Annotated in this window: 17 protein-coding genes, 1 other RNA gene and 1 pseudogene; 13 read left to right on the top strand and 6 right to left on the bottom strand. The window is 46.1% G+C overall.

Going from position 1 to position 21,622, the window contains the following annotated elements; genetic code table 11:
* Window positions 1–149 precede the first annotated feature (149 nt).
* The 4 genes from ARB69_RS23075 to ARB69_RS23060 are packed head-to-tail and all read right to left on the bottom strand — an operon-like array spanning window position 150 to window position 4,341.
* Entirely contained in the window at window positions 150–989 is an 840-nt protein-coding gene (locus ARB69_RS23075) for an alpha/beta hydrolase (protein WP_055155134.1), read from the bottom strand.
* Between the two features lie 30 nt (window positions 990–1,019).
* Complete coding sequence (gene gtfA / locus ARB69_RS23070; protein ID WP_050640199.1) at window positions 1,020–2,480, bottom strand: sucrose phosphorylase; 1,461 nt, start codon at window positions 2,478–2,480, stop codon at window positions 1,020–1,022.
* Window positions 2,481–2,493: 13 nt separating this feature from the next.
* Window positions 2,494–3,375 (bottom strand): carbohydrate ABC transporter permease, encoded by an 882-nt coding sequence (locus tag ARB69_RS23065; RefSeq protein WP_050640198.1) that lies wholly within the window; start codon window positions 3,373–3,375, stop codon window positions 2,494–2,496.
* A gap of 18 nt (window positions 3,376–3,393) precedes the next feature.
* Window positions 3,394–4,341 (bottom strand): ABC transporter permease, encoded by a 948-nt coding sequence (locus tag ARB69_RS23060; RefSeq protein WP_050640197.1) that lies wholly within the window; start codon window positions 4,339–4,341, stop codon window positions 3,394–3,396.
* Window positions 4,342–4,762: 421 nt separating this feature from the next.
* Here ARB69_RS23060 and ARB69_RS23055 point away from each other — a divergent pair, with 421 nt between their 5' ends.
* From ARB69_RS23055 to ARB69_RS22995, 13 genes are all read left to right on the top strand, one after another.
* Window positions 4,763–6,292, top strand: a complete 1,530-nt coding sequence (locus tag ARB69_RS23055; RefSeq protein WP_050640196.1) for an ABC transporter substrate-binding protein — start codon at window positions 4,763–4,765, stop codon at window positions 6,290–6,292.
* Between the two features lie 207 nt (window positions 6,293–6,499).
* A complete protein-coding gene (locus ARB69_RS23050) occupies window positions 6,500–7,702 on the top strand; it encodes an MFS transporter (protein WP_055155133.1) in 1,203 nt (400 codons plus the stop codon).
* Window positions 7,689–9,209: a serine hydrolase domain-containing protein gene (locus ARB69_RS23045; protein WP_050640194.1), complete on the top strand. Its 1,521-nt coding sequence runs from the start codon at window positions 7,689–7,691 to the stop codon at window positions 9,207–9,209. Before ARB69_RS23050 ends, ARB69_RS23045 begins: the two co-directional genes overlap by 14 nt.
* A complete protein-coding gene (locus ARB69_RS23040) occupies window positions 9,206–10,561 on the top strand; it encodes an MATE family efflux transporter (protein ID WP_055155132.1) in 1,356 nt (451 codons plus the stop codon). Before ARB69_RS23045 ends, ARB69_RS23040 begins: the two co-directional genes overlap by 4 nt.
* 121 nt (window positions 10,562–10,682) lie before the next feature.
* Window positions 10,683–11,543: an alpha/beta hydrolase gene (locus ARB69_RS23035; protein WP_055155131.1), complete on the top strand. Its 861-nt coding sequence runs from the start codon at window positions 10,683–10,685 to the stop codon at window positions 11,541–11,543.
* 92 nt (window positions 11,544–11,635) lie between these two features.
* On the top strand, window positions 11,636–13,114 hold the full coding sequence (locus tag ARB69_RS23030; protein WP_055155130.1) for an alpha/beta hydrolase family esterase: 1,479 nt from the start codon (window positions 11,636–11,638) through the stop codon (window positions 13,112–13,114).
* 68 nt (window positions 13,115–13,182) lie between these two features.
* Window positions 13,183–14,064, top strand: coding sequence for a polysaccharide deacetylase family protein (locus tag ARB69_RS23025; RefSeq protein WP_055155129.1), 882 nt, complete (start codon window positions 13,183–13,185; stop codon window positions 14,062–14,064).
* 108 nt (window positions 14,065–14,172) lie between these two features.
* On the top strand, window positions 14,173–14,784 hold the full coding sequence (locus ARB69_RS23020; protein WP_055155128.1) for a YesL family protein: 612 nt from the start codon (window positions 14,173–14,175) through the stop codon (window positions 14,782–14,784).
* Window positions 14,785–14,873: 89 nt separating this feature from the next.
* A complete protein-coding gene (locus ARB69_RS23015) occupies window positions 14,874–15,815 on the top strand; it encodes a hypothetical protein (protein WP_330377753.1) in 942 nt (313 codons plus the stop codon).
* The gene (locus ARB69_RS23010) at window positions 15,812–17,503 is read left to right on the top strand and encodes a hypothetical protein (protein ID WP_055155127.1); all 1,692 of its coding nucleotides are present in this window, start codon (window positions 15,812–15,814) and stop codon (window positions 17,501–17,503) included. The genes ARB69_RS23015 and ARB69_RS23010 overlap by 4 nt, the downstream gene beginning before the upstream one ends.
* Window positions 17,504–17,518: 15 nt before the next feature.
* Window positions 17,519–18,391, top strand: a complete 873-nt coding sequence (locus ARB69_RS23005; RefSeq protein WP_055155126.1) for an alpha/beta hydrolase — start codon at window positions 17,519–17,521, stop codon at window positions 18,389–18,391.
* 32 nt (window positions 18,392–18,423) lie between these two features.
* On the top strand, window positions 18,424–19,386 hold the full coding sequence (locus tag ARB69_RS23000) for a Gfo/Idh/MocA family protein (RefSeq protein ID WP_055155125.1): 963 nt from the start codon (window positions 18,424–18,426) through the stop codon (window positions 19,384–19,386).
* A gap of 116 nt (window positions 19,387–19,502) precedes the next feature.
* Complete coding sequence (locus tag ARB69_RS22995; protein WP_050640185.1) at window positions 19,503–20,672, top strand: S-layer homology domain-containing protein; 1,170 nt, start codon at window positions 19,503–19,505, stop codon at window positions 20,670–20,672.
* A gap of 26 nt (window positions 20,673–20,698) precedes the next feature.
* Here the strand turns inward: ARB69_RS22995 and ARB69_RS28360 are convergent.
* Together ARB69_RS28360 and ssrA are read right to left on the bottom strand one after the other, a co-directional pair.
* Window positions 20,699–20,809: pseudogene (locus tag ARB69_RS28360) on the bottom strand (Fic family protein); the annotation flags it as partial.
* A 191-nt stretch (window positions 20,810–21,000) separates the two neighbouring features.
* Window positions 21,001–21,345: a transfer-messenger RNA gene (gene ssrA, locus ARB69_RS25665) on the bottom strand.
* Between the last annotated feature and the right edge of the window lie 277 nt (window positions 21,346–21,622).

Here is a 21,622-nt window from a genome sequence, read left to right as displayed (position 1 = left end):
CGCCTATCCGGCATCGGGTGTTCTAGAATCACTTAGCAGCATGGGTGCATATCGCAACGGCATATACAGCCCCAGCACCTCCCCGGTCTCCCTGTCATGAAGCGTCCCCATCCGTCGACTAGGCTAAAGCTAGCCGACTAAATCCCGATTTAGAATGGATTCCCGCAGTCCGTATCTTCCAGCCCAAAGAACGTCAGTGCCTCCTGTATTGCGAGATCCCAGAAACGCCATTCATGTTTATATCCTGGCAGATCAAACCATTTGACATCCAGCCCGATTTCTTTGCAATGTTCCCGGAATATCTTATATCTGTCGTAAAGGATTGCATCTTCGTGTCCGCAGGCAAACATCAGCCTGGGGAGATCTCCGGTTGGAGCCAGTTGATCAATCAGAGCCCATACATTTTCTTCCGAATTCGCGTAAGCCTCGAAACCTCCTGCATTTTCGATCGTCTGTACCATTCTGGGATTCGCAGTGTCCATAATCAGACATGGGTGCCCGGGCCTTAGTTCATCAAATGGAACGGGGACTGCAGAGAGCACAGCGGCAGCGGCAAATAACTGCGGAAAGTTTACCGCAAACTTAATGGTGCCGCGCCCGCCCATGGAAAGGCCTGCAATAAAGTTGTCTTCCCTTTTATCAGATACCGGCAGCCAGCCATAGACCAGGGGCATCAGTTCTTTTGTGAAATAATCATACATATTGTAACCCAGCATTGCACTCGGCCAGTTTGAATAATTGGAGTTTAAGGCGGAAGGGCATACAACTACAAGGTCTTTTTCTGCGGCATACAGCTCAATGTTTGTTTTTCTGAGCCAGTCGGTATCGTCGCCGTATGTACCGTGGAGCAGCCATAGAACCTTATATTTTTTATCACTGCCATAAAACTCTGCGGGGGATATTCCACGCTTTTTATCCGGCAGAATGACGGTGATCTGGTGATTGTTGTTTAAATATTCGCTTTCAAAATTGTAGGTCAATAATGACATAATTGTAATCTCCTTTGATATTTTACAAAACTATAAGATACATTCCTGCTTTGAAGCTTCGTCATAATACACAATCTGATAAGTAAGCTCTTTGAAATCAGCCGTTAAGGCCGTGTAATAATTTTCTTTTTTCCAGGTTATCTTAAGTGTACCGTCGCTGCGGTCTTCACCGATTGTGATATCTCCGTTAAAAGCTTCATAATTGTTCCTGAACCGCATGAGTTCATACAGGCGCTTACATACCGGCTTTTGGACCGCAGCTTCCAGCTCTTCTCTGGAGAAGGTGTGGCGGTTGATGGTTCTGGGATCCGGGTTCGTCTTCATGCTCTCAATATCATTTTCCCCTGCCAGGAGGCCCACGTAATATATCTGGGGAATGCCGGGAGCATAAAACTGTACGGCTCTTGCAATCAGGTATGCACGATCACTGCACCGGAGTGCGGAGTAGTAGGTGGAACCCAGCTGGTAGCTTTTAAACTTGCCGTCCTTTGCGGTAATCATGCTGGGAAGCTTGATGTACTGCTTTGCTTCCTTCGTGATTTCATCCACATCGTCCCTCACAAAATCAATTTCTTCTTCTGTGAGTAAACCAGCGACATCAACGACACCGATTCCATCGTGTGTATCCAGGGTGGTAAACTGCTTTCTCGGGCAAATGTTAAGCCAGTGGATCAGCCGGTCGGTTCTTCCGCTTTTCAGCCCGTGGAGTAAGAGCATTGGAAGAGCAAAGTCATAGACCCAATAGCCCTTCTCGGCCATCTTAAGCTGGATTTGATAATTTTCATGGATTTCAGGCAGCATTTCGGTCTGCGTTTTCCTTAACGGCTCCATGCCGATATCCAAAATGTTCCATATGTCCGGCTCTACAAAAAAGCAGCTTGTCCCGGGACGCTTGGAGGCATAAGCGAAGGCATCAAATCTGACCAGGGGGACATGGCTGCTGATTGTGCCTAAATTTCTGGCATAGTAATCCTTCGTGGCTTTTGCATAGGGATTGATGTCAATTTGTTCCTCAAAAAAGGTGTTCCACAAGTGAACGGTTTTCCCGTCCTTTCTTGTAAATTCAATGTATGGATATACAGCTTTTCTGCGGTACAGAGCCTGGTACTGCCCCTCGGTGGGATTCCCTTCGGGCCAGAATTCTTCCCAGTGGATAAACATGTCTCTGTAGGGAGAAGCATCGCCGTTTTCCATATAATCCCGGAATTCTCCGGAACGGATCGATACATGATTCAGCATGAAATCCGCCATCATATAATATTGTTCGGCCAGCCGGTCGATGTCGTCCCAGGTTCCGAAGGCGGGATCCACCTGATCGTAATTGATTACGGCAAACCCCCGGTCACCGGATGAGGGATAGAAGGGAAGTACATGAAGCCCTCCGATGGTATCTCTGAAATGCCGGTCCAGTATTTCATCCAGTTCTGTTAGGTCTTTGCTCATGCTGTCGGCATAAGTGATGAGCATAATTTTATTTTCTATTTTCTTCATGGGGCGGCCTCCTCTAACCCTTCACAGATCCTACCGTGATTCCCTTTGCAAAGGATTTCTGGAAAAACGGATAAGCGGCAAGGATCGGTAAAAGTGCAATTACGGCCAGCGCCATACGGATACTGACACTGGGGAGTTCCGTAATCTTTACGCTTGGGTCGGAATGTGACTGCAGGAAGGCGATGTTGCTGAGAACCGAATTCAAGTAATTCTGGATGCCGAAAAGTTCTCTTTTGGTGTGAATAAAGTATACGCCGTTTGTCCAGTTGTTCCAGTATGCAATCGCAGTCATCAGAGCAATGGTGCCAATGATCGGTTTGGACATGGGAACGACAATTTTTACCAGTGTATGCAATTCGCCGGAACCGTCAATCGTAGCAGCCTCGATTACCTCATTGGGTACATTTGTGTTAATGTAGGTACGGACCATAATGACAAAGAAGGCATTCATTAACAGATATGGAACGATCAATGCCCAGATGGTATCCGTAATATGGAAGATCCGTGAATAAATCAAGTAGGTCGGGACAAAGCCGCCGTTAAACAGCATGGTAAAGAAAATGATGAAGGAAAGGACTCTTCTTCCGGGAAGGTCTTTCCGGGACAGCGGATAGGCAAACAGCATCGTCATAACTACGCTTACTGCCGTGCCCACGCCTGTAACTAAAAAGCTGATACCGTAAGCCCTGAGTACATCCCCTTTTACGCTCCAGATGTATTTATAAGCGGATAAAGAGAATTCGGAAGGAATAAAGGAATATCCATTTTGGGCAAGTGCAACCTCAGAAGTAAAGGAACTTGATATTAATAATACGAATGGGAGGATACAAGCCAACACGAATAAAATCATGATGAATCCCATTATAAAACGAAAAATCTTATTTTTGTAAATCATTAAATTTCCCTCCTGTATTTAGAATAAGCTGCTGTCTTTGTCTACTTTAGTTACGACTGCATTCGCGGTAAATACGCAGATAAAGCCAAGTATGGACTGCAGGAAACCGCCGGCTGTGGAACGGCCGATATCGTTCAGTTCTAACAGGGCACGGTATACATATGTATCAATGGTCTGCGTCGTTGAGTAAAGAAGGCCGCTGTTCATCGGGATCTGATAGAACAAGCCAAAGTCTGAGTAGCAGATCCTTCCAATGGCAAGAAGAACCAGTGTAATAATCGTTGGCTTCAGGGCCGGCAGTGTAATATGGCGGATCTGAGCCCAGACACCTGCACCGTCTACTGCGGCAGCTTCGTAATAGGACTTATCAATTCCGATTAATGTGGAATAGTAAAGGATAGAACTGTATCCAAACGTCATCCACAGGTAAACGAGCATCAGAATATAAGGCCAGTATTGCGACTCATTATACCAACTTACCGGATCGATCCCCAGCATTGGTAAAATCGTAAGGTTCATGAAACCATTATTGCCGCTTAAAAATGCAAATACGATATAACTGATGATGACTGTCGAAAGCAGGTAGGGGATCAGTATGATCACCTGGCTGAATTTTTTGAAAAACTTGTTATAAATGGAATCCAGGCAGATAGCTACAAATACACCAAGCGCATTTCCTAAGAAGATGAATCCCAGATTATAGAGGATTGTATTCCTGAAAAAGATAAATGCATCATTGGTACTGAATAAGAACTTGAAGTTATCCAGTCCGCACCATGGACTCTGGAAAAGGCCGATGGAATAATTGACCTTTTTAAATGCCAGTGCAAGTCCGGCCATTGGCATATAGTTATTAATAATTAAGTAAATCAGACCTGGCAGTATCATGAGATAAAGCGGGATATATCTTTTCATCCGGCGCCTTGACATTCCCTTTTTCTTGACTTTCAATTTTTCTTGTTTCATAAGAACCTCCTTGATTTTTACATTCCTTTATTCCCGTAGGCAGCGAGCCAGACTGGTATGTATGTCCAACTGGCAGATGCCGAAGGGCCAAACGCTCTGCCGTGTGGTGTGCTGCAAATCTGAAGCTGTTTGCGGCGGAGCATCTGGCGTCTTACTTATAAATGTAGTGGAAAGGTGCACAAAATTCTATCAAAAAACGGATTCAAACTGTCAAAATTCTGATTTTAAAAAATAAATAGTATATAAAGGTGACGAAAATGTAAAAAAAATAGTGCGGGATATTAAAAAATTGATGTTTTAGGACAAAAAAATGATAGAAGAGCAACATTCGGATTTGGTATGATGTCCATGCAAGACAACGAAAGGCCAAAGCGCAAAGGCTATAAATGAAGAAGAGATCCACGAAAAGGAGGAAGAGTTTATGAAGAAAAGAATAATTGCCAGCCTGCTTGCACTCAGCATGGCGGCGGCTCTGTTTACGGGGTGCAGCTCATCGGAAAAGAAGGCGGACGACAAGCAGAAAGCAACAGAGGGTCAGGCGGCAGACGAAGACTATCCTGTAATCAAAATGGCATATTCCGTTGTATTCCCATCACCGGATGAAGAAGCGATTGAAGAGGAACTGAATAAGATTTTAAGAGAGAAGGCCCATGCAGAGGTGGATCTGGTGGGGATTGAATTCGGTAACTGGGCAACACAGCTGAACCTGATGCTGACAGGCGGCGGAGATGATTCACTGGATTTATTTAACTCCTTCTGGTACACATCGGTTTCCAATCTCGTGGCCAACGGACAAGTTATGGAGCTTGACGGCCTGCTGGAATCCGAAGGAAGTGAAATTACAGATTTATTTGCGGATGGAATGGAACAGTACTTAAAATGCGGCGAGGTTAACGGAAAACAGTACGGCATTCCATGTATGTATTCCTACTGCACCGAAAATCTTTACTATGCCAGAACAGAAGATGCTCAGAAAGCAAAGGTAGACTGGAGTAAGGTAACGGATATTGACAGCATGTCTGACGCTATCCTGCAGATTAAAGCGGCGAATCCGGACAGCTATTACATCCCGGGGTCAACGGAGGCTTACTGGGTTCCAAAGAGCATTGACTACCTGGGCGACACAAATTACCTGGGAGTCCTGACGAATCCGACAGAAAGCACAAAGGTTGAGAATTTCTATGAATCCGAATACTTTAAAAATTGGCTGGGACATGTTAAAGAGTGGAAGGAAGCAGGTGTATTCAGCCCGGATCCGCTCAGCAACAGCAATGCGTCCCTGATGAACCTTCTGATGGGCGTGGCAAACGGAACGACCGGGTACGGTTGGGATGCAGAGGTATCTATGGAAGCAACGATTGCACAGAATAACCTCGAATTAGAGGGGACAAAGGTGACAGACGCACTTTCTACGACAAGTGATGCAACAACCTATATGTGGCATATCAGTTCCTTCTGTAAAGAACCGGAAGCGGCTATGAGGATACTGAAAGTGTTATATACCGATCCGGAAGCGGCACAGCTGGCTGCAAATGGTATCGAGGGACTTGATTATGAACTGAATGAAGACGGACAGATGGTATATCCGGAGGGCAAGAGCGGCATGTCAGACCTTGGCTGGGCAGCGGCATCTATGGCATACTGGCCGAACGTAATGCTCTGCAAGACATGGTACTACGAACCGGAAGATATTTACGATCAGATGCTGGAAAAGAATAAAACCTGTGATAAGTCTCTGGCATTAGGGTTTACATTTGATTCCACAAAGGTTGCGGATCAGATGACGGCCTGTGCAAATGTTGTGGCGCAGTACTATACGCCGCTGATGTACGGAGAGGTGGATATCGAATCCACACTTCCGAAATTCCAGGCAGATCTTAAAAATGCCGGAATCGATGAGATCATCGCAGAGAAACAGGCGCAGCTTGATGCATGGCTCGCGGAACAATAAGTCAGCCGTTGTAAATACTAGCAAGAGAGGGCGTTGCCCTCTCTTATTGTTTAACAGACAAGTGTTCCTTACTTGCGCGCTAAACAGTAAGCCCTCCGGGGGATGCGCACTGCGGCGTAAAAGGCAGATGCCGCGATGCGGCCGTCGCAGGTGCGAGTTTCGCTTGCGAAACTCCATAATTATTAACAATATAAAGGAAATAAAATAATGAATGAAAGATTGTGGAATAAACATTATATCTCAGTACTTCTTGTCAACACATTAAACGCTTTCTCATTTTATATGACTGCCACAATTCTGTCCAAATATCTTGTGAATATAGGGACTACGGTGGCCATCGCAGGGTTTATCGTAGGACTGTTTTCTCTGACTTCACTGTGCTGCCGGCCCTTCAGCGGAATCATGGCGGACCGGTTGAGTAATGTGACGCTTTTAAAATGGAGCAATGTGCTCATGGGGATTGGACTGCTCGGTTTTACGCTGACAACGCAGATTCCCCTTTTGGTCGGATTTCGGATTATCAATGGAATCGGCTTCGCGTTATCCGGAACCTGCCAGATTTCTCTGGCCTCCCGTTATATTCCCAAGACCAAAATGGGGGAAGGGATCGGTTATCTGGGGTTGGGCATGGTAGTCGGCTCCGCAGTGGCTCCGGGTATCGGAATTACGATAGCGGATATTGTTGGAATGAAAGCCACATTTTTGGTTTCTGCAATATTGACCGTCATAGCGTATGTTATCTTATGCTTTTTCCATGAGGAGAAGAAGCCTGCAGTGGAAAAGAAAAAAATCGGGTTCAGCGATATTATTGCGGTGAAGGCGCTTCCATTTACGCTGGTTGCGGGGACCTTTTCGTTTACGAACGGGATCGTTGCATCGTATTTAGTCTTATATGCGGATGAGATCGGAGTGAAGGGAATCAGCATCTATTTTACGGTGTGTGCAATTGTCCTGTTTATCATCCGGCCGTTCTCAGGCAAACTGATGGATAAAAAGGGGATTGCCATTACAGTTCTGCCGGGCCTGCTGCTTACGGCATCGGCTATGTTTATGCTGGGAAGAAGCAGGACGCTGCTGCTGATTTTGGTGACCGGGGCCGTCAGGTCACTGGGACAGGGCGCGGCACAGCCGTCTCTCCAGGCAGGCTGCATTCATACGGTAGGAACCGAAAAAAGCGGGGTTGCCACGAGTACATATTATCTGGGGGGAGATATCTGTCAGGGCGTTGGTCCGATGATCGGCGGATGTGTAGTACAAATGTTTGCGGGGACAGCGGGATTTACCGCTATATTTGATATCTGCGGTTTCTTGCTGCTGGGAGCGCTTGTATTTTTCCTGTTCACGGTAAGGAAAACGTCGCCGCAAATGAATCAAAGGTCGAAGAAAGGAGAAAATTATGCCGAATCATGATGAATTGGAAAGAATATCGCCGGAAAATGCAGGGATTGAAAGCAGTCAGGTAAGGCGGTGCCTGGAAAAGCTCACGAATGAATGGGCAAGTATGCATGGATTTATGGCTGCCAGGGATGGGAAAGTATTTGCAGAATGTTTTTGGGCGCCATATAGCAAAGACCTGGTCCACGGCAATAACTCTCTTGGGAAAACCTATACGGGAACGGCGGTCGGAATTGCGCTTATGGAACACAAGCTGTCGTTAGAAGAAAAAATGACAGATATCTTTGCAGAAGAAATAAAAGAGAGAAATATTGAAGTTTCAGAATTAATGAAAGAGATCAGAATCAGGGATGTCCTTACCATGACCAACGGGCATGCACGCCATCCGGAAATCGGGGAAGACTGGATCGGGGACTATTTTCGGACTCCTATGAAATATAAGCCGGGAACAAGATTTATGTATAACACGTCCGGCGCCTGCATGTTATCTGCAGTGATCAAAAAGAAAACGGGGCAGAATTTAAAGGAATACCTTACCCCAAGGCTGTTTGATGAGATCGGAATCAACGGGGAACGGTTCGTGTGGCTGAAGTGGCCGAACGGCCTGGATGCCGAACCGGCTACATTTTCCACGACGGAAGACAACTTAAGGCTGGCGCTTCTGTATATGAACGGAGGCAGCTGGAACGGCAGGCAGCTGGTCGACCCCGATTACATAAAAGAGGCCCTCTCCGTTCAGATTGAGAATGAATACGCACCGGAACAAAAGGACGGAAAATGTGGATACGGCTATCAGCTCTGGGCCTGCAGCATACCCGGTGTGTACAGGTTTGACGGAGCACAGGGGCAGTATGGAATCGTGTGGCCTAAGAAGCGGGTCGCAGTGGTAGTCCATGAGGGAGCCATAGCGCCATACGGGCCGCAGCGCACATTGGATGTCATTTACGAAGAACTTCTTCTGAAGATCGCAGATGAGCCTTTAGAAGAAAATGAAGAGGAATATAACCGGTTATTGGAAATCGAAAAAAATATGGAGTTTATGCCGGACAGACCGAATGACATAACCCCGGATCTTGATTTCAGTGGCAAGTATAAAGTGACAGAAGGAAATCCAACACCCTGGCTGGGGCTTGCGCCTCCGGGAGGCACTGATATGTTTGCCTTATACAGGGCAAAAGACAGAAAAGGTGAGATGGAAGAATTTACGCTGGAAATGAAAGCAGACCGCTGTATATTGGAGGTAAACGGTTATGCCAGGTTCGAAGCGGGATTTGACGGGAAGCTCGTACTGAGGAACACAGACAATGTATTTCCCGATCTTACGGCATACTGCGCCACGGCGCGGTACATCAACGGATATACCCTGGAGATCACCATACATTGGATGAGCAGCTGGGCACTGACCATCATGAGGTTTGAAAAACAAAACGAAACGGTAAAAATTACCGCCATGAAAAACCGGTTAAACCAGGAAGACAATTGGCTGGTATACAAAGGGGAAGCCAGGGGTGTAAAGCCATGAAATTGTTTACATCGGATAAGAGCTTCTATAGTAAAACAGTAAAGCTTGCGGTGCCGATCACCCTGCAGTGCCTGATTACGATCGGTGTGAATATGATGGACAATATTATGGTAGGCACCCTGGGGGAAAATGCGCTGTCGGCGGTATCCCTCGCGAACCAGTTTATCAATATCTTCACATTTGCATGCATGGGGCTCGGGCAGGGAGCGTCTATCCTTGCTGCAAGATTCTGGGGGATGCAGGATAAAAATGCGCTGAAAACCACGATATCCATTGCGCTGAAGTTTGCCCTGGTTATTTCATTGCTCTTTACATTTGCAACCTTGTTTTTCCCGGGCGCGATTATGCGCACATATATAGCGGATGCAGAGGTAATATCGGAAGGTATCAGATATTTTGGGTATTCGGCATACTGCTACCTATTCTGCGGGCTTTCGCTGATCGGCTCAAACATACTGCGAAGTGTGGGACAGGTGAAAATCCCGCTGTATACGGCTATCCTGGCATTTTTTGCAAATGTCGGTTTTAATTATATCTTCATTTTCGGCAAACTGGGATTTCCGGCAATGGGGGTTGTGGGAGCCGCTTTGGGAACACTGCTTGCAAGAATACTGGAATTTGGGATTACCTTCGGGTACCTTCTTCTGGCCGACAAGTCAATCCAATATAAATTGAAAGATATTCTGCTTAGAAGTAAACATTTAAATAAAGAATTCATGAAAGTTGCGCTTCCTGTCATGATCAGTGATACATTACAGGGATTTGGCAATAACGTCATAGCGATGATCACCGGGCGCATCGGATCCCAGTTTGTAGCGGCATTTTCCATCACGGCGGTGATCCAGCAGATGAGCAGCGTCCTGACACAGGGAGTGGCACAGTCCAGCAGCATCGTAGTAGGGCATACTCTGGGCAGTGGCGATGCAAAAAGGGCAAGGGAAGAGGCCGATGCATTTGTCGGGCTTGGCATTGTCGTGGGAGTGGTGGCCGGAGTCGTGATACTGCTTGTCTCCGGGCCGATTATTTCCTGCTATAACATTACAAAGGCAACAGAAATGATTGCCCGTCAGTTAATGTGGGCGATTGCGTTTATTGTCTTCTTCAGATCCATTAACAGCATTCTTACAAAAGGGGTCTTAAGAGGCGGCGGGGACACAAGGTTCCTTATGGTGGCAGACATTATTTTCTTATGGGCGGCCAGCGTGCCTCTGGGATACGTTGTGGGAGTTGTATTCAAAGCGCCTGCATTCTGGACCTACTGTGCGCTGAGGATCGATGAAATATTAAAATGCATATTATGTTTTTACAGGCTGCGCGGAGGAAAATGGATTAAAAATATCAGCGCCAGGTAAATCAGCCGGCAAAGGTTCCGTAAAGGGATCCGTTGTTGAGCATGGCCTATCAGCGTGGTGATAGGCCATGTGTGAACTGTAACGATCCGTTTGCAACTAAGGACGCAGTAAAGGAGAGATTATGGGATTATTGAGATTTAGCTTTCGATCAGAGATTTTAAGCCTGCACACGAATGTTACGGTCACATTTCCATCGGAAAATATGACCTATTACCCTCTCACTGAACCGAAACGGGAAGAAGGTGTGGCTGACAGGCGGCGGTGGGAATACCGGGAAGGCATGAAACTGCAGACCGTTTACCTGCTCCACGGGGGCGGAGACGATGATACCTGTGTGGTACGGAAATCAAATATAGAAAGATATGCGGAAGAAAACTGTGTGATGACGGTAACTGCGCAGGTTAATGACAGTTTTTTTATGGATACACAGTATGGCTACAAATATTTTACTTTTATGACAGAGGAACTTCCCAAGGTCATTCAGACGATGTTTCCATCTTCTCCAAAACGGGAAGATAACTTCGCAGTGGGGCTGGCCATGGGCGGGAACGGTTCCCTGGCGCTTGGGTTTAAACGCCCGGATTTGTACCGGGCCTGCGTGGATCTGTCGGGCGGGATTGGATGCAGCGTGGATACGGATGCATTTGTTGAACAGGTGCGGACGCTGGAAATGCGGAGAATGCAGGCCGCCTTCGGAGATCCGGACCGGTTAAGAGACAGTGAGTATGATCTGGGCGGGTATGTAAAAAGACACCTTGCAGAAGGGACAGAACTGCCGGAAATATTTATCGCTGTGGGGGAAAATGACTTTATCCGGGATGTTGTAAGGCGCGACAGAGATGCCCTGGCTAAACTGGGCGTCAGCTTCCATTATGAGGAGGCGCCGGGCTATACCCACGACTGGAATTTCTGGGATCCTTATCTGAAAAAGGCCCTGGACGAATGGCTGCCGCTTCGGAAAGCGCCGATCTATGCAGAATAAGGTATACCCAAAGGGCATCCCGTAACACATGCCCTGCGGGCGGAACCGCAGTAAACTGCGGAATAAGGTATAAGAAAGGAAAAAGGTTAAATATGAGTGAAACGACAAAAATAAAGCTTCTGGCGGGAATCCCGGATGACGACAATCGTGAATATCTGCCGGAACGCTTGAAGGAGAGCGAGATTGTTGTCAATGAGAATGGGAACAACTCCCAGGTTTATCCGGCAAATCTTAAGGAAATGAAGGCCTGCCTGATCGACGATGAGGATGATACCTGGTATGAATATGTACCGGACAGTTATGATCCTTCCAGGAAGACGCCCCTGGTTTTTTCCATGCACGGCGGGATTATGACGGGGTGGGCACAGTGCATCTATACTTCATGGTCGCTCGTGGCGGACAGAGAGGGATTTATTGTGGTTTACCCAAATGCGCACCGGCGCAGATTCTGGCAGATCGAGTGTGAAAGAAGATTATTTGAAGAGCTGTCCGCGCCCAATGAGGAAGGGATCTACATGCATGATTTTCCGGATGACATCAGCCGAAATAATGATGTCAGGATGGTCTTTGAGCTGCTGGAGATCATGAAAAAGAAATACAATATTGATGAAGAACGGATCTATATGCAGGGCATGTCCCTTGGAAATGCAATGACGGCGATGATGGCAAGACATTATGGGGATCACTTTGCGGCAATGGCGGGTTCTGCGGGGCCGAGCACCATAGGCCTTTTATTTGATGAACACGGTAACCCGGTCAATGATGCCGGTCCGCTCACAGTCTGGCAGGCCAGAATGGAATTTGACCAGTCGCCGCCGGGCAGCACAGACACGGTGGAAGACGTGGTGGCTAAAAACAGAGAATACTGGCTGAGAATCAATGAATGCGTGGGACTGCCGGAGCTAAAGATAGAAGGGGAAAATAATTTTGCGTTTTACAGGGGGAAGAAGGCGGATTATGTCTTCCGCGACGTGAAGAACCGGGATCACGGACAGACCTTTGACGAGGCTGAGCTTGTATGGGACTACCTCTTTTCCGGCTCAAAAAGAAAAGCAGATGGAACAATCGAATATATGGAACCGATCTGTAAGAGAGAGGGGGACGAGTATTGCTTTGCAGCCGCACCGGACTGTGCATACGCCTGGGTTCATGGGAAAAAGATGAAAATGCCCGCAAAGTCTGTGATGTGGCAAAAATTAAAATACCACGGGTTGCAGGGAAAGGCAAAAGTAAGGGGAGAATACTGCATGATTCCGGCATCATTTATTGCAGAAATCATGGGGGCTTCTTATGTAGAAAAAAACGGCCGGGCGGAAATGGCATTAAAAGACGGCCGGATCATTCAGATTGCCAGGGGCTGCATGGGCTGTACAGTTGATAACCGGGTACGCGCTATGCTGTGTGAGCCCATTGAGAGGTACGGCATGCTGTATATTTCGGCGGAATGGTTCTGGAAAGATATCCTCAACCAGCACGTTTCGGTATGCAGCCAGGTGATGTATGCGACAGACCATTACGCGCTGCTATCGGTAAATATGGCAAGGCTGATCAGAGATCTGCTGAAGGACTAAACCGGAACAGTTCAGACAAGCCTGGAATGTTACAATAAAACGGACAGCAGGAGGAAAGGAGAGCGGAGATGAGTTTACAAGTAAATGACAGAATGTTATTCCCGCAGGGAAAAAGAAAGGCGTTCACACTGAGCTACGATGACGGAATCACACAGGACAGAAGGCTGGTTGAATTGTTCAACGAATATCATGTAAAGGCAACGTTTAACCTGAATCCAGGCCTGTTTGGAAGAAAGGGCACAGTTGCCGCAGGAAAAAAGGAAGTGCCCCATGTGAAGGTGGACGCACAGGAAGCGGCAGTACTCTATAAGGGGCATGAGACAGCGGCCCATGGCCAGTATCATGAGTGTCTGACAGGCATGGATACTGCAAGGTGCGTAGAAGAGATACTGGAAAGCAGAAAAGCACTTGAGATCCTGTACCAAAAAACAGTGACCGGTTATGCCTATGCATTCGGCGCTTATGATGAAGTGGTGATAAAGGCTCTTGAAGCTTCGGGAATTACATATGCACGGACGATAGATTCTACTCATAAATTTGATATTCCTGAAAATTTTCTTACCTGGAATCCGACCTGCCATCACGACGATGATAAAATATGGGATCTGGCAGAGGAGTTTTTATCTGATAGAATGTACTTTAACCTTCTGACTCCCGCAAAGCTGTTCTATGTGTGGGGACACAGCTATGAATTCGACCAGAATGATAACTGGGGGCATATTGAAAACTTTATTGAAAATATAGCCGGGCACGAAGACGTGTGGTATGCGTCAAACGGCGAGATCAGGGAATATGTACAGTCATACCGGAGGCTGGTATTTTCAGTGGATGGAAAGACGGTATATAATCCTTCCTCAGTCTGTGTCTGCCTGGGCGGGACATTTACAAAGGATTTTGTTGAAGTTCCGGCGGGACAGACGGCCATACTGATTCCGCCGGTGGAAATGTAAGCTTACCCGCAGCTGTTCAGGATAGAACTATGGATATGCTGTACAGGCCATTCAAAGACGTAGAAGATACGATTGCATATGAAAATGATTTGGGTAAAGGAGAAACCTATGGGATTTTTTAGCACGGACAATAAGGCAATGCAGCTGTTGGATACATTTTTTGATTATCTGCAGTTACTTTTATTTACGCTCGTTTTTTCGATTCCGATTGTTACGATCGGACCGGCGATGACAGCTAAGCATTATACCGCCATGAAGATAGCCAGAAAGGAATCGCCGAACGTGATGCAGTCTTTTCTGAAATCATTTAAGGAGAACCTGAAACAGGGAATTCTGCTGGAACTCATATTGCTGACTGCGGCGGCTGTTTTAGCGGCAGACTGGTATATCGTCTGGCACCTGGATCTGGGACTGCTCTCCTATGTACTGTTGTCGGTCATTGTGGTTGTTACGCTTATGGCTGCCATCATAGGTGAGTATTCATTTGCTTTGCTGGCCCGGTTTAATGCCGGCACACTTCATGTATTAAAGTGCGCCCTGATAATCGGGACCGGGAAGTTTGGCATCAGCCGGCTTCTTGTGCTGTGCAATATCGCGGTGATCTGTGCATGTTTTATATGGTATCTGTATGCGGTTTTCATTTGGCTTATAGCAGGGGCATTGGTACTGAGCATAAAAAGCCATCTGCTTGTTATAGTTTTCAGTAAATTTGAAGAGTAGTTTGTAACAGTCCAGGTCTTTCTGAACGGTTACAGTGATTTTGCTGCCCATCACGGGATGGGTAAGAAATTAGTTGAACGGAGGATATTATGGATCATATGATAGAGGTTTTAAAAAAAGCAGAAAACGGAAACATTCCGGAAGCAGGAACGGACATTCCACACGGCGATATGCCCGGAGATCAGGTATGCATTGGGCCGGACCATATCAGCAAGTCAAAAGTCATTTTTGCAGAACTGCTGAAAATACTTCCGGATGTCATTGAAAGCAGTAAAAGCGGTAAGGCGGTTATCTCAGTCTGCGGCGGTTCCGGGGTTGGTAAATCAGAGATTGCATCGCTGCTTTCCTGGTATTTGAACCAGCTGGGGATTGGGAGTTATACGCTTTCGGGAGATAATTATCCGAGGCGCATTCCAAAATATAACGATGCGGAAAGGCTCCGTATCTTCAGACAGTCGGGCGTAAAGGCACTGGCCAGTGCAGATATGCTGGATGAGGAGGTATATTCTGCGCTTCGCAGTCTTCAGGAAAAAGACGATGATGCGAATCAGGAATATCTCAATCAGTACCCTTGGTTCAAGACATATCTGGACGGAGCAGTTTTGGGATTGAAAGGGTATCTTGGAACAAAGCATGAGATAGATTTTGACGAGATATCGGAGATTGTAAGGCAGTTTAAAATGGGCGCAGAAAATATCTGGCTCAAAAGAATGGGGAGAACAGAGTGCGACTTGTGGTATGAAAAAGTTGATTTCAGAGCAATCCATGTCTTAGTAATCGAATGGACCCACGGAAACAGTGACTATTATGAGGGCGTTGATATTCCTGTTTTATTAAACAGTACGCCGGAAGAAACGCTCGCCCACAGACGCAGCAGAAATAGGGACGGTAAGACCGACAGTCCGTTTACTATGCGGGTTTTGGAAATTGAACAGCAGATGCTGGACGCACAGGCGCATAAGGCGAAAATCATCATTTCTAAACCCGGAAGTCTGATAACCTATGAAGAATTGAGGGGAGGAGAAAGATGAAGAATATAAGTACAAATAACGCCCCAATGCTGAATGCTTATCCGGACAGCATGGGCGGGACACTGGCAGATATCATCGGTATTTTAAGAAAACCGGAATTTGAAGATACATTTCGTTCCTTTTATATTCTTCCAAGTCTGTTTCATACGGACCTGGACAGGGGATTTTCTGTGATCAGTTACGACCTGAACGATCAGCTCGCAAAACTTGAGGATCTCGAAGAGCTTGGCCAGATGGGCGTAGACCTGAAGCTGGACTTTATTCTAAACCATGCCTCTGTACTTTCAGAACAATTTCAGGATATTCTTAAAAACGGAGAGAATTCAGGCTACAGGGATTTCTTCATTGACTGGAACCAGTTTTGGGATGGTTATGGGGAGATGACGCCGGAAGGTTATATCCAGCCAAAGGAAGAATACATAAACAATATGTTCTTTAGAAAGCCGGGCCTTCCGATTCTGATGGTTCGTTTTCCGGATGGGAAAAATGTTCCTTATTGGAACACGTTTTATCAGGAGGTCAGGTATCCTGCTTTAGATGCGCAGGATATTATGAAGGCAGCCGGCATGCAGTATTACGCGGCAGACGAAATCGTGCATCTGGTTCAGGAAGGTCTTGAGACGGGAAAGAAGCCCGGAGAAATTGAATTTGGAAAGTACGCCCCATATAAGGAGACGGTTGTGGAGTACATGGAATCCAACAGGAAATATCTGGGCCAGATGGATTTAAATATCAAGTCACCGCTGGTATGGGATTTTTACGATGCGGTCTTAAAACAGCTTTCCGGATACGGTGCAAAAATTATAAGGCTTGATGCGTTTGCCTATGCCCCCAAGGAACCGGGGGAGAAAAACTTCTTAAACGAACCCGGCACTTGGGACGTTTTAAAAAAAGTGCAGGAATTGGCAGATAAACATGGCCTGTCACTTTTGCCTGAGATTCATGCAAGCTATGGGGAAAAGAATTATGAAGTGATTTCCTCAAAGGGATATTTGACCTATGATTTCTTTCTGCCGGGCCTGATCATCGATGCCTTAGAGAATGCGGACGGCACAGTCTTGAAAACATGGGCGGATGAGATCATTCAAAAGAAGATAAAAACAGTAAATATGCTTGGATGCCATGACGGAATACCGCTGTTGGATCTAAAAGGGCTGATTCCGGAGGAGCGCATTCAAAAGCTAATTGACGTTGTAGTTGCAAGAGGCGGAATGGTAAAAGACCTTCATGGGCAGAAAAATATTTATTATCAGGTAAATTCCACCTATTACAGCGCATTAGGGGAAAACGACAGGAAAATGCTCATGGCCCGCGCGCTGCAGCTGTTTATGCCCGGTAAGCCACAGATCTGGTACCTGGATCTGTTTGCAGGGAAGAACGACCATGAGGCAGTGAAGAAAGCCGGTGCAGCCGGCCATAAGGAAATTAACAGAACCAATTTATCAACCGAACAGATGGAGCAGGCGCTGCACAAGGAAGTCGTCAGGAAACAGCTTGATATGCTGCGCTTCAGAACCCGTTTTCCGGCTTTTTCCTTTGATTCCGAGATCTCTGTTGACGTACAGGGAAGCTGCATGACATTTGAGTGGAAGAAAGCGGGTTATACTGCGGTGTTAAAGGCGGATCTGTGGGACATGTCCTATGAAATAAAAGGAACGGCCCCCAATGGGGAAATCCTGGAAGAATAGAGAGGCGGGAGAGTTATGGAGAAGTATACATACCATGATGTAAATCGGAGAGGGACCATAAAACGGATCGAGTATCTGACCACGAATCAAGAGGGGGAATCAAGGGAGAAATATGCAAATCTGTATCTGCCCTATGGCTATGATGAAATGGATTGGAGCAAAAAGTACAATATCCTCTATGTGATGCACGGCGGGGGAGGCAATCCCGATGCATGGCTGGACTGCTGCAAGATAAAAAATATGCTGGATTACGTGATTGATTCAAAGAAAATCGATCCTCTTATCGTCGTTTTTCCATCATTTTATAAGGAAAAAACAGGCCGGACAGGAGAGCCGGTGCGGGAGGTGGAACGCGGTCACGTCCAATTCTTCCAGACGGAATTACTAGAGGATTTGCTGCCGGCGGTTGAAGGGGCATGCAACACCTATGCCGACGACATCACCAAAGAGGCCTTTCGGGCTTCCAGGATGCACCGGGGATTCTGTGGGTTTTCGATGGGCGCTGCGACAACGTGGTATGCGTTTACCAGGAATATGGATTATTTTGCCTACTACGTGCCTCTTAGCGGGGACTGCTGGGAAGTTGAGGGGCAGGGCGGTTTGACGAAGCCGGAGGAAACAGCCGACTTACTGCATGAACATGCCGACCGGTCCGGGTATGGCACCGATGAATACTTTATTTATACTGCAACCGGCACAAAAGATATCGCATATGAGGCGCTGAATAACCAGGTAAACGCCATGAGGAGGTATCCGGATACTTTTGTGGAGGATGAAGACCTGCATAAGGGGAATTTCCACTATCTGCTCGCGGAGGATGAGGTTCATGCATATGAGGCGGTGTATCACTATCTGTATCATTTTCTGCCCTATTTGTTTGAACGGTAAATTGTTTAGTCAGATAAAGGAAAGGGGAAGACATGTTAAAGATTGGGATTTTAGGGACAGGTTCCATTGCCCGTAAGATGGCTGCAACAATATCGGAGATGGAATCGGCGTGCGTTTATGGAGCTGCATCCAGAGAGGAAGGGCGCGCTCATAAATTTGCGCAGGAATACAAGATTGAAAAAGCCTATGACGGGTATGAAAGTATGGTAAATGATCCGGACATAGATCTGATCTATATTGCTACGCCGCATACACTTCATTATGAGCACATAAAATTATGCCTGGAAAACAGAAAACATGTGTTGTGCGAAAAACCATTTACGGTAAATGCGGGGCAGGCAGAGGAACTGTTTGAAATGGCTGATAAAAAGGGCTGTTTTGTTACAGAAGCAATGTGGACAAGATACATGCCTTCCAGAAAAATGATTGAGAGTATGATCGGTGAGGGAAGCATTGGAGAAATCCAATCACTTACGGCCAATTTAGGCTATCCGCTGCTGGGAGTCCAAAGGCTGACAGATCCCCGGCTTGCCGGGGGCGCACTCCTGGATCTGGGGATCTATCTGATTCATTTTGCAAGGATGATATTTGGCACTGAAATCAAAAATGTCCAGGCATCATGCGTCTTACATGAGAATGGAGTTGACATGTCGGACAGCATTACTCTGGAATTTGAGGGCGGAAGAATGGCTGTGCTTCACAGCGGCATTGGTTCCGTGTTTAACCGGAAGGGGGTGCTGTTCGGAGAAAAGGGATATATGGAAATAACAAATGTCAATAATCCTGAGAATGTAGAGGTGTATGACCAGAGAGACCGGTTGATAGGGCAGAAGCTCCCGCCTGTGCAGATTACAGGACTGGAATATGAAGTGGAAAGCTGCTGCAGGGCAATCCAAAACGGGTGGAAAGAATGTCCGGAATTGCCCCATGAAGAGACAGTGGATGTTTTGAAGATGATGGATGATATGAGGAAGGGATGGGGGATGAGATATTAAGAAACCGGACGTTTGTATTTGCAGATTATTGGCATTCAAGATAAACTTTTGATGGAATCCTGCGCGATAAGTGTTATAATATTCTTATAATTTATAAGAAAAGGCGGGGATGAATTATGAAAAAGAAAGTTCTTGTATTATTAGTTACATTATCCATGACAATTGGTAATGTTTTGCCGGTTTATGCCATGGACGAAACAGAAGTAAAACAGGCGCAGGAAACAAATGAATTTGAAACAACGGATTATGAGGCACAGGAATCTTTTGACATTGAGACAGAGGCTGTTACAACCATTGATGCCACTGAATATGCTGAAAATAAGCAATGCCAGGAACTTGCTGATCGGTTGGGGGCAACCTGGGAAGAATGGGAGCCATATGATGGTGACCGCTATATCAAAAATGGTTTTTCTATGGAATTTAAAGATGTACCCGAAACAACTCTAGGAACTATGATCAGCATGGAATGCGAAGATGAGTCGGTCAGCATGTATGGGATCAAAGTGGGAACTACATTTAATGAGGTGAAAAGTGCAATGAAAAATTGCGGCTGGCCACCATTTGCGAATTATAATTCCGGAGAATCCGGAAAATCTATTTTCTATCTAAAGGATTTTGATGGGGGAAGATATTATTTCCAGATTGAATTCTCAAGAGAAGATATTGTTACTAATTGGTTTTGGCTTAACTGGCCACAAGGAAATCTTGTTGATGAACCATTTAATGACGTAGTGTCACATAGACATGCGGAAGGTGGGAAGGGTGATTGGTATTACGATTACGTTTTATATGTGTATCAACGATATATTATGACGGGATTAAATGAAACATATTTCGGAGCATCGGAAACCCTTTCGAGAGCGCAATTTGCAACTATCTTATACCGTATGGAAGGAGAACCAAAAGTTGATTATGCGGCTGTTTTCCCGGATGTTCCGGATGGTTTGTTTTACTCAAATGCGGTTATCTGGGCAAATAGTGTTGGTATAGTAACTGGTTACGACGATGGATGTTTTGGTCCTTCAGACGATATTAACAGAGAACAAATGGCAGCAATGATGTATCGATATGCAAAGTATAAAGGCTATAACTCCGATAATTCCGGTGATTTGAGTAGTTATCCGGACAAAGATCAGATAAGCAAATTTGCAAAAGAGCCTGTAAAATGGGCAGTTGGAACAGGGCTTATTTCGGGTGACCAGGGGAAAATAAATCCTCAAACGAACGCAAGCAGAGCTGTATGCGCTACGATTATAACCAGATTTCTCCAAAAGTTTGGGCAATAATACCAATTCTTTAAGGTACGCTTACACTTAGAAAGCATTACTGTTTGCCAAAGCCTTGCCACTCTACCGTTTCCATCAACAAATGGATGAATAAAGTCAAATTCATAGTGAAAAACAGCGGATTTAATTAATGTATGCTACAAAACCCAGCATACAGTTTGTGATCTGATACGGGGAATATAATTTTCCATGCAGTTCCTCTATCTTACTTATTATCATACTTACTATCTTGCTATTTTTTAGAGAGATTCCACATTAGATAAGATGAACGGGGAGGTCGGAACGGTGAATAAATGGGGAACAGACGAATATTCGCCGTTCCCCATAATAGTGGACCTGGCGGGAATCGAACCCGCGTCCAAAAACCTATCCCATGTACTTCTACTATCATAGTCAGTTCTTTTTCATTCCCTCTGCCGTACGGGAACTAACACCCTTACGGTTTCAGTAGCTTCATGATACGCCTAACAGCTCAAAGCTTTGCTGATATCGTTTCCCACATAGTCGGTGCCAGATTCCCAGGGTGCGGGTGCCCCGGGGCTGACATGCAGCATTTAGGCTGCAGCTAATTCGAAATTATCGTTAGCGTTTAATTTTAAGTTTGCGATTTGACGCATCAGCCTGCGGATAGCTTCTCCATCTTCAAGATCCCTGTCGAAACCAGTACAAGCCCTTGTATTAGATGTGGGCAGAAAAGAAAGTTCTTGTATATTCTGCCGCATATCTATTCTATAAAAAAGAAGCTTTAAAGTCAAGGCATTCAGAAAAGTTTACATTTTTTTCAAATCGGGAGTTAGTGACGCGCTTTAGTGGCGGCACGGATGGGGACGCTCCATGAAGGGATCGCCGAAAGCCTCCCGGAGAACATCCATGCCCTTTCAAAAACGCGGCCGCGGACCTAAGAAATTCTAGGCGGGAAACAGCCCTGAAAATGGAGCACCACTGACACA

The organism is Faecalicatena contorta, from assembly GCF_001404335.1.
Classification (GTDB): Bacteria; Bacillota; Clostridia; order Lachnospirales; family Lachnospiraceae; genus Faecalicatena; species Faecalicatena contortus_B.
This window is presented reverse-complemented; position numbering and strand designations above follow the sequence as displayed.